The following is a 10,927-nucleotide window of genomic DNA, read 5'->3' on the forward strand; positions in this document are numbered from 1 at the left end:
CCGTCCGTGATGCCGCCCAACGCCCCCTCCCCACTGCTGAAGGCCTATCTGGCCATCGAAGAACTCGAGGCGCGGCTCGCCGCCGTCGAGCAGGCCCGGCGCGAGCCCATTGCCCTGGTGGGCATCGGCTGCCGGTTCCCCGGCGGCGCGGTGGATCCCGACTCGTTCTGGGAGCTGCTCCGCGACGGGCGCGACGCGACGTCCGAAGTGCCCGCGGATCGCTGGCGCATCGACGACTACTTCGACGCGGATCCAGAGGCGCCCGGCAAGATGTACACGCGCCGGGGCGCGTTCCTGGACCGGGTGGACGCGTTCGACGCCGCGTTCTTCGGCATCTCGCCCCGTGAGGCGGCGAGCATGGATCCGCAACAGCGCCTCCTGCTGGAGGTGGCGTGGGAGGCGCTGGAGCACGCGGGGATCGCCCCCGACAGGCTGTCCGGCAGCAGGACCGGGGTCTACGTGGGCTTGATGGCCACGGACTACACCCGGCTCCAGGCGCAGCAGGTGGCGGCCGACGCGCTCGACCCCTACGGGGGCACGGGCACCGAGCTGAGCTTCCCCGCGGGCCGGCTCTCGTACCACCTGGGCCTCCAGGGGCCGAGCATGGTGGTGGCCACGGCGTGCTCCAGCTCGCTGGTGTCCGTGCACCTGGCCTGTCAGGCGCTGCGGGCCCGCGAGTGCGACCTGGCGCTGGCCGGCGGCGTCAACCTGATGCTGTCGCCGGACATCTCCCTGCTGCTCTCCCGGATGAGGGCCCTCTCGGCCGACGGGCGGTGCAGGACCTTCGACGCGGCGGCGGACGGCTACGGCCGTGGCGAGGGCTGCGGCGTGGTGGTGCTCAAGCGCCTCTCGGACGCGGTGGCGGGCCGCGATCCCATCCTGGCCGTGCTCCGGGGTTCAGCGGTGAACCATGACGGGCGGAGCGCCGGGCTGACGGTGCCCAGCGGCCCCGCGCAGGAGCGCGTGCTGCGTCAGGCCCTGGAGGCCGCGGGGCTCGGTCCCACCGAGGTGGACTACGTCGAGGCGCATGGGACTGGCACTTCGCTGGGCGACCCCATCGAGGTCCGCGTCCTCGCCGACGTCCTGTGCCCCGGGCGCGATGCGTCCCAGCCCCTGTTGCTGGGCTCGGTGAAGACCAACCTCGGGCACCTCGAGGCCGCGGCGGGCATCGCGGGGCTGATCAAGGTCGTCCTCTCCTTGCGGCACGGCGAGCTGCCCGCGCACCTGCACCTCACCCGGCCCAACCCGCACATCCCCTGGGACACGCTCCCGCTGCGCATCCCCGTGAAGCACACGGTCTGGCCCCGACAGGACCGACCGCGCACCGCCGCCGTGGCCTCGTTCGGCATGAGCGGCATCAACGCGCACGTCCTCGTGGAGGAAGCGCCAGCCGCCTTGCGCATGGCCCCCGCCCCCGAGCAGCCGTACCACCTGCTCACGCTCTCCGCGCACGCCGAGGATGCGCTGCGACAGCTCGCGGGCCGCTACGCGCGTCACCTGCCCCTGTCCGGCCACTCGCTGGGTGCCGTTGCCTCCACCACACGCTCCGGCCGCGCGCATCTGCCGCAGCGCCTGGCGCTCGTCGCGGCCTCCCCGGAGGAGGCATCACGAAAGCTGGCGGAGGCCGCGGAGGGAACCCTCCCACCGGACGCCCGCGCACGGCGCGCATCGAGCGCCGAACGCCCGAAGATCGCCTTCCTGTTCACGGGCCAGGGCTCCCAGTACCCGGGCATGGGCCGTCAGCTGTACGAGACCCAGCCCACCTTCCGGAACGCACTGGAGCGCTGCGCCGGACTGCTGGAGGGACAGCTCGAGCGCCCCCTGCTCGACGTGCTCTTCCCGGCCGACGGAGCGCGCGGGCTCCTGGATGACACGCGCTTCACGCAGCCGGCCCTGTTCGCCTTCGAGTACGCCCTGGCGGAGCTGTGGCGCTCCTGGGGCGTGGTCCCCTCCGCCGTGCTCGGACACAGCGTCGGGGAGTACGCCGCCGCCTGCGTGGCCGGCGTCTTCTCGCTGGAGGACGGCCTGCGGCTCATCGCAGGGCGGGCGCGGATGATGGGGGAGCTGCCGCGCGACGGCGAGATGCTGTCGGTGCAGGCCTCCCTGGAGGAGCTGGCGCCCAGGCTCGCCCGTCACGCGCACGCCGTCTCCATCGCCGCCGTGAACGGCCCGCGCAGCGTGGTGGTTTCAGGCCAGCGAGAGGTGGTGCGCGCGCTGGCGGAGCAGTGGGAGGCCGAGGGCGTGCGGACCCGGCGCCTGGAGGTCTCTCACGCCTTCCATTCGCCGGGACAGGAGCCCATCCTTCGGGACCTCCAGCAGCTCGCGGCCCAGGTGTCCCTGTCGGCGCCACGGCTTCGACTCGTCTCCAACCTGACGGGAGCGCTGGCGAGCCAGGAGCTCACCTCACCGGCCTACTGGGCTCGCCACGCCCGCGAGGCCGTCCAGTTCGCCGCGGGCGTGCGGACGCTCCACCAGCAGGGCTGCCGCGTCTTCGTGGAGCTGGGCCCGGCGCCCGTCCTCTCGGGATTGGGGGCGGGCTGTCTGGACGACGCCAGCGTGGCCTGGCTGCCCTCGTTGAACCCGAAGCGGCCGGACTGGCAACAGCTCCTGGAGAGCGTGGCGGAGCTCTACGTCCGAGGCGCCCCCCTCGATTGGGCCGGCCTCGAACAGGACCCGGCGCGGCACCGGGTGGCCCTGCCCACCTACCCCTTCCAGCGCCAGCGCTACTGGCTCTCCCCCTCCGTGGGCTCCACGCACGGCACCCCGGCCGCCAGCGCCGAGCCTTCCTCGCAGGTGGTGCGGTCCCTCGAACTAGGGGACGTCGCGCGGCTGTCGCGCATGGTCGAGGAAGCACAGGTGCTCACGCCCGAGGAGCGCGGCCTCCTGCCCAGGGTCCTCGCGGCGCTGGTCGAAAAGCACCGCGAACAGCGCTCCGAGCCGCCCTTCCAGGACTGGCTCTACGAGGTGCGCTGGAACCTCCAGTCCCTCCAGGGAACAACGCCGCCTCCCGACTTCCTGCCTTCCATCGAGGCGCTGCGAGCCCGGCTGGACCCGCGCGTGTCCACGCTCCTCGGCCTTCCGGAGATCGCCCCCTACGAGTCCGGGTTGCGAGAGCTGGAGTCGCTGAGCGCCACCTTCATCCTCGAGGCCCTGCGCCGGATGAGCTGGCAGCCGCTCGCGGGAGCCCCTCGTTCCGCGGGGGCCCTGGCGGAGCAGCTGGGGGTGATCCCCTCCCAGCGTCGGCTCTTCGAGCGCCTGCTCGACATCCTCGTCGAGGAGGGAACCCTTCACAGGAGCGCCGACGGATGGGAGGTGCGGAGCCTGCCCGCGCGGCCCGACGCGCGTGGGCAGCTCGAAGCCACCGCGTCCCGGCACCCCTCGGTGCGGGCCGAGCTGGACCTGCTCGAGCGCTGCGGTACGCGGCTGGCGGAGGTGCTCCAGGGGCGCGTCGATCCCCTGCACCTGCTCTTCCCCGGAGGAGACTCGCGCCAGCTCGCGGCGCTCTACCGGAAGACCCCCGCCTCCCGGACGATCCACGCGCTGGTGCAGGACGCGCTCTCCGCGGTGCTCGAACGGCTGCCGCGGCAGCGCAAGCTGCGGATCCTCGAAGTCGGCGGGGGAACCGGCGCGACGACCTCCTACGTGCTGCCCCTGCTCCCCGCGGACCGCGCCGAGTACACCTTCACGGACCTGTCTCCGCTCCTGACCGCCCGCGCGGCGGAGGAGTTCGCGGCGTACCCGTTCGTGCGCTACCAGGCGCTGGACCTGGAGAAGGATCCCGCGTCCCAGGGGCTCGCCGCGGGCGCGTACGATCTGGTGCTCGCCTCCAACGTCCTGCACGCCACGCGCGACCTCCGCGAGTCGCTGCGCCACGTGCGCACGCTGTTGAGTCCGGGGGGCCTGCTGGTGGCGCTCGAGGCCACCGAGCCGACGCGGTGGATCGACCTGACCTTCGGGCTCACCGGCGGTTGGAACGGCTTCGTCGACACCGACCTGCGCACTCGACACCCGCTGCTCTCCGCGGAGCAGTGGCGCGGTGTCTTGCGTGAGTGTGGCTTCTCCGAAGCGGCGGCGCTTCCCCTGGAGCACGAAGGCCTCGCCGTCCTCTCCAGGCAGGCGGCGCTCCTGGCGCGGGCGGACGCGCGGGTGGACACCGCGGTGACATCGAAGCCGCGGCGGCGCTGGCTGCTGCTGGTGGACGCGGGCCCGCTCGGCGAGGCCCTGGCGGCACGACTCCAGCGACAGGGTGACGCGTGCCTGTTCGCCCATCCCGGAGAGCGCTTCGAGCAGCTGGCTCCGGACGCGTTCCGTGTGGACCCCTCCAACCCCGCGGACCTGCGGCGCCTCGTCGAGTTCGCCCAGGCGGCCCCGACCGGCGACACCGCGCCCATGCAGCTCGGCGGTGTGGTGCAGCTCTGGAGCCTGGGAGCCGCCCCCGCCGAGGCACTGGATGAAGCGCTGCTCGAAGCGGCGGCGCTCCGCTCGTACGCGGGCACCCTGCATCTGGTCCAGGCCCTGGCCCGCACGCCCATCGCGACACCGCCCGCGCTGTGGCTGGTGACTCGCGGCGCGGTTCCCGTGGGCCCGCGGCCGGATGTCCCGGGGCTTGCGCAGTCCCCGCTCTGGGCGCTGGGCAGGGCCATCGCGCTCGAGCACCCCGAGCTGCGCTGCACCCGGGTCGACCTGAAGCCGGGCGAACATCCTCCAGAGGAGGAGGCCCAGGCGCTGCTCGAGGAGTTCACCTCGGGACAGGAAGAAGATCAGGTGGCCCGTCGCGCGGAGGGGCGGTTCGTGTCGCGACTGGCGCGCCACTCCCTCGCACCGGCCGAAGCCGTCCGCTTCCGCGACGACGCCACGTACCTCATCACGGGCGGACTGGGCGGGCTGGGGCGGCGGGTGGCCCGGTGGATGGTGGAGCGAGGGGCACGGCACCTGGTGCTCGTCGGCCGCCGCGCCACCGGACCCGAGGCGGACGTGGTCGTGGCGGAGCTGGCGCTCGCGGGGGCGCAGGCGCGCATCCTCCAGGCCGACATCTCCCGGGAGGAGGAGGTCCGCCGGGTGCTGGAGCACATCCGCGCGCACCTGCCCGCGCTGCGCGGAGTGATGCACGCGGCCGGAGTGCTCGACAACGGGCTCTTGAGCCAGCTCACCTGGGAGCGCTTCTCCCAGGTGCTCGCGCCCAAGGTGCGGGGCGCCTGGCACCTCCACACGCTCACGCGCGGGCTGCCCCTGGACTGCTTCGTGCTGTTCTCCGCCTCGGCGGCCCTGCTGGCCAACCCCAGCCAGGGCAACCATGGCGCCGCCAATACCTTCCTCGACATGCTGGCCTGGCATCGGCGGGCCCAGGGGTTGCCCGCGCTGAGCATCAACTGGGGCGGCTGGGCGGAGATTGGCGCCGCGGCTTCGGCCGAAGCGGTGGAGCTGCTGCGCAAGAAGGGGCTGGGGATGATCGCCCCGGAGCAGGGGCTCGCCGCGCTGGAGCGGCTGTTCTCGAGCCCCGTGCCCCAGGTGGGCGTGGTGCCCGTGGACTGGGCGAGGTTCCTCGACGGCGCGGGTCGGCTCCCGCTGGTCCGGGACTTCGCGGGGATGGCCCCTCCCCCGGTGGCGGCGACGGTCGGGATCCTCGACAAGCTCCAGTCGGCGCCGCCCCACCGCCGGCGCGCGCTCCTCGGGGAGCACGTGCGCGGACAGCTCGCGCACGTCCTGCGGCTCGACGGCAGCCGGCCCGTTGACGCGGATCAGGGCTTCTTCGAGCTCGGGATGGACTCCCTCACGTCGCTCGAGCTGCGCAATCGCTTGCAGGGGAGCCTGCGGCTGTCACTGCCGGCGACGCTGACCCTGGACTACCCGACGCTCGACACGCTGACGGGCTTCCTGGCGTCCCAGCTGGGCACGCCCGAGTCCGTGCCTGTGTCCGGCGAGCGACGCGAGGAGACGGCCGCCCCGGACCCAGTACCAGGGCTCGAGGTGGAGGCGCTCTCCGAGGAGGAAGCCGAGGCGAGGCTCTTGAAGCAGCTGGAGACGTTGCGGTTCTGACGCAAGCCCCGGGACGAATGAGGTCGGAGGACATGGTCGAACGAGCCGAAACGAGCAGTGCGCTGTCTCCGGTGAAGCGGGCGCTGAGCGCCCTGGAGGACCTGCGCGCGAAGCTCGATGCCGTCGAAGCGGCGCGCCGCGAGCCCATCGCCATCATCGGCATGGGCTGCCGCTTCCCGGGCGGGGCGCGCTCGCCCGAGGCGTACTGGCGCCTGCTGCGCAACGGGGTCGACGCCATCACCGAGGTCCCCCCGGAGCGGTGGGACGCCGAGGCCTGGTACGACCCCGACCCGGAGACGCCGGGGAGGATCTCCACCCGCTTCGGCGGCTTCGTCGAAGGCATCCAGGACTTCGACGCGCCGTTCTTCGGCGTCTCGCTGCGAGAGGCGCGGAGCCTGGATCCGCAGCAACGCCTCCTGCTGGAGGTGACGTGGGAGGCGCTGGAGGACGCGGGCGTGGCGGCGGACTCGCTGGCGGGCAGCGCCACCGGCGTCTTCGTCGGCATTGGCGGCACCGACTACGGCCAGCTCCTCCTGGCGCGTGGGCCCGAAGAGATTGACGCATACCTGGGCACTGGCAACGCCCACGCGGTCGCCTCGGGCCGACTCTCGTACTGGCTCGGCTTGCAGGGCCCCAGCCTCTCCGTGGACACCGCGTGTTCCTCCTCGCTCGTCGCGGTGCATCTGGCGTGTCAGAGCCTGCGCGGTGGCGAGTGCCGGATGGCGCTCGTGGGCGGGGTGAGCCTGCAGCTCCTCCCGGAGTTCTCGGTCAACTTCTCCAAGGCCCGGATGCTGGCGCCGGACGGGCGCTGCAAGACCTTCGACGCCGCGGCCGACGGCTACGTCCGCTCCGAGGGCTGTGGGGTCATTGTCTGCAAGCGGCTGTCCGATGCCCGAGCGGATGGAGATCGGATCCTCGCGGTCATCCGCGGCTCCGCGGTGAACCAGGACGGACGCAGCAGCGGGTTGACGGTCCCCAACGGCCCCGCCCAGCAGGCCGTCATCCGCAAGGCGCTCGAAAGCGCGTCGGTCGCGCCCGGGGCGGTGTCCTACGTGGAGGCGCACGGGACGGGCACGTCGCTGGGGGACCCCATCGAGGTGCAGGCGCTGGCCTCCGTCTTCGGCGAGCGCCCCCGGGGTGAGCCGCTGTGGATCGGCTCGGTGAAGACCAACCTCGGCCACCTCGAGGCCGCGGCCGGGATGGCGGGGCTCCTCAAGGTGGTGCTCGCGCTGAGACACCGAGAGCTGCCCCCACACCTGCACTTCCACCGCCCCAACCCGCTCAGCGGTCCGTGGGAGCAGCTTCCCCTGGCGGTGCCGACCCAGTGCACCCCCTGGAACAGCGGTGACAGCCATCGCGTGGCGGGGGTGAGCGCCTTTGGCTTCAGTGGAACCAATGCCCATGTGGTGCTCGCGGAGGCCTCGGAGCCAGGGCCCGTCCCTGGGTCCCCGAAGGCGGAGCCCGCGCCGGAAGTGTCGCGTCCCCTCCACCTGCTGACGCTCTCGGCACGCTCCGAGGAAGCGCTCCGTGCGCTGGCCGACCGCTACGAACGACACCTCGCGGAGCACCCCGATCAGTCCCTGGCCGACGTGTGCTTCTCCGCCAACACCGGCCGCGCCCACCTCTCCCACCGCGCGGCGCTCACGGCCGCGACCCCAGCGGAAGCGCGCGAGCAGTTGGCCGCGCTCGCCCAGGGACAGGTGCCCGCTCACGCCAGCCGAGGCCTGAGCGGCAACCGTCCTCCCGTGGCCTTCCTGTTCACGGGGCAGGGCTCGCAGTGCGAGGGCATGGGACGGCGGCTCTACGAGGCACAACCCGTCTTCCGGAAGACGCTCGAGCGCTGCGCGGCCCTGTTGGACGGACAGCTCTCCGTGCCCCTGCTCGAAGTGCTCTACCCGGCCCCAGGGCAGCGCTCACCGCTTCACGAGACGGCCTACACCCAGCCCGCGCTCTTCTCGCTCGAGTACGCGCTGGCGGAGCTCTGGCGGTCCTGGGGCGTGGTGCCCACCGCGGTGATGGGCCACAGCCTGGGGGAGTACGTGGCGGCCTGCGTGGCGGGCGTGTTCAGCCTGGAGGATGCGCTGCGGCTCGTGGTGGCGCGAGGCCGCCTGATGCAGGCGCTCCCGGAGGACGGGGCCATGGTGGCGGTGGAGACCGGCCCCGCCCATGCCGCGTCCATGATGGAGCGGTGGAAGGACGAGGTGTCCATCGCCGCCATCAACGCCCCGGCCAGCGTCGTGCTCTCGGGGCGTCGCACGGTCATCCAGTCCCTCACCGCCGCGTTCCAGGCCCAGGGCCTCCGGATCCAGCCGCTCACCGTCTCGCACGCCTTCCACTCGCCGTTGATGGAGCCGATGCTCGCGGCCTTCGAGCAGGTCGCGCGCGGGGTCCACTACGCCCAGCCCACCGTCGACTTGATCTCCAACCTCACCGGGGAGCTCGCGGGCCCGGAGATCGCCACGCCCGGCTACTGGACGCGCCACGTGCGCGAGCCGGTGCGGTTCGCCGACGGCATGCGGACCCTGCACCAGCAGGGTCATCTGGTCTTCGTGGAGGTCGGCCCCAAGCCCACGCTGCTGGGCCTGGGTCGCCAGTGCCTGCCTGAATCCACGGACGCGCTCTGGCTCCCCAGCCTCCGTGCTGACCGGGACGACTGGCGTCAGCTCCTCACCAGCCTGTGCGCGCTGTACACGCGCGGAGGAGCGGTCGACTGGCGTGGCTTCGACCGGGGCCTCGCGCGGCGCAAGGTGCCGCTGCCCACCTATCCGTTCCAGCGACAGCGCTGCTGGTACGAGGAGTCCCAGCGCCCTCGAAAGCGCGAAGCCAGGGGCACGCCGAGCGCTCCGTCCACCTCGCGCATCGTGGAGCTGCTGGAGCGCGGAGACGTGGATGGACTGAGCCTGGAGCTGGAACGATCCGGCCCCCTCGCGCCGGAGAAACGCGCGCTGCTCCCCGACCTCCTGCGGCTGCTCGTCCAGCGGCACCGCCAGGAGCAGGTCGGTGGTGTGCTCGAAGACGGCTGCTATCGCCCGAGCTGGAGGGAGTCAGACCGTCCCACGCGCGACGCATCCGCGAGCGTCCCTGGCCTGTGGCTCGTCCTCGCGGATCGAACAGGCGTCGGCGAAGCGCTCGCTGGATTGCTTCGGGCACAGGGGCACTCCTGTCTCCTGGCGTCGCAGCCCCCACCGGACACAGCGGCCTCGGAGCTGGAGCGCCTGCTGGTCACGGCGCGCGAACCTGGGCGCCCTCCCCTCGTCGGGGTCCTCCACCTCTGGGGCCTGGACGCGCCCATCCTCGATGAAAGAGGCGCGACGCCGGAGGAGGACTTCGGACGGTGCGGCGCACAGGTCTTCCACCTCGTGCGCGCGCTCGTCGGCGCTCGGAGCCTCGCCCCCCTTCCCCGGCTCTGGCTCGTGACACGAGGGGCCGTGTCGCTCGAAGAGCCCTCGCGGGTCGCGCTCTTGCAGTCGCCGCTGTGGGGCATCGGACAGGTGCTCTCACGCGAGCACCCGGAGCTCTGGGGCGGGCTCGTGGATCTCGACCCCGCGGCACCGGGGCGTGAGGTGCACGCCGCATGGGAATCGGTGCAGGCCACCGGTGGTGATGACCGGGTGGCGTTCCGCCAGGGGCGCCGCTACGTCTGCCGGCTGGAGCGCATCCGTCCGCCCAGCTCCCGCGTGCGCTCCCTGCGCGCGGACGGCACCTATCTCATCACCGGTGGACTCGGCGCCCTGGGGCTGCGCGTCGCGCGGTGGATGAGCGAACGGGGCGCAGGAGCCCTGGTCCTCCTGGGCCGTGGCTCGCCGGACTCCGCCACCCAGGAGTCCCTGGAGCGACTGCGCGAGGCGGGCACCCGGGTGCACGTGGCGCAGGTGGACGTCACCGATGCGGGCGCCTTGGGGCACCTTCTGGAGTCGGTGCGCGCCACCCTGCCCCCCTTGCGCGGGGTCGTCCACGCCGCGGGCATCGTGGACGACGGGCTCCTCCTCCACCAATCGGAGGAACGGCTCACGCGCGTGATGGCTCCCAAGGCGCGGGGCGCGTGGAACCTGCACCTGCTGACGCGCGGCGATCCGCTCGACGCCTTCGTCCTGTTCGCCGCCGGCTCCGCGCTCCTCGGCTCGCCGGGGCAGGCCAGCTACGCGGCGGCCAACACCTTCCTGGACGCGCTCGCGTGGCATCGCCGCGCGCTCGGGCTGCCAGCGCTGAGCCTGGACTGGGGGCCGTGGGCGGAGGCGGGCATGGCGGTCGATGCGCGCTACCGCTCCCGTCTGGAGGCGCACGGCCTCACCCCGCTGTCCACGGAGGAGGGCCTTGGCGCGCTCGAGCGGCTCTGGGACCAGCCGTCGCCCCAGGTGGCCGTGCTGCGGGTGGATTGGCCCACCTTCCGGCAGCAGCTCCCGGGCGGGCGCATGCCCTTGCTGGCGGCGCTGGACGCCGCCGCGCCGAAGGAGGCTCCTCGAAAGGACTCGCTCCTGAAGCAGCTCGATGAGGTGCCCGACAGCGACCGGCTCGCGCTGCTGACGCGGCACGTCCGCGAGCTCGCGGCGCGGACCCTGGGGCGCGAGTCCTCGCACCCCCTCGAGCTGGAGCGAGGCTTCACCGACCTGGGCATGGACTCGCTGCTCGCGCTGGAGCTGCGCAAGGGACTCGAGACCAGCCTGGGGCGCCCGCTGCCGCCCACCCTCGTCTTCGAACACCCCACCATCTCGCAGCTGGCCGCCCACCTTCATCGCGAGTGGGTGTCCGGCAAACCGCCTCCCTCCACCGGCGCCCCCCACCGCTCCGAGCCGCGCTCGGACACGCCGCCTGCCTCCGCCGCCCTCGTCGAGCAGCTGTCGGAAGAGGAAGTCGAACGACTCCTCCTCGAGAAGCTGGCCAGGCTTTGAGT

The 10,927-nt window shown here is 72.9% G+C and carries 2 protein-coding genes; both read left to right on the top strand.

Going from position 1 to position 10,927, the window contains the following annotated elements:
- Nucleotides 1-9 precede the first annotated feature (9 nt).
- Entirely contained in the window at nt 10-6,036 is a 6,027-nt protein-coding gene (locus GTY96_RS33325) for a type I polyketide synthase (RefSeq protein ID WP_235686058.1), read from the top strand.
- A 32-nt stretch (nt 6,037-6,068) separates the two neighbouring features.
- On the top strand, nt 6,069-10,925 hold the full coding sequence (locus GTY96_RS33330; protein ID WP_161666821.1) for a type I polyketide synthase: 4,857 nt from the start codon (nt 6,069-6,071) through the stop codon (nt 10,923-10,925).
- Nucleotides 10,926-10,927 lie beyond the last annotated feature (2 nt).

Source organism: Corallococcus silvisoli (assembly GCF_009909145.1).
In the GTDB taxonomy this organism is placed as follows: domain Bacteria; phylum Myxococcota; class Myxococcia; order Myxococcales; family Myxococcaceae; genus Corallococcus; species Corallococcus silvisoli.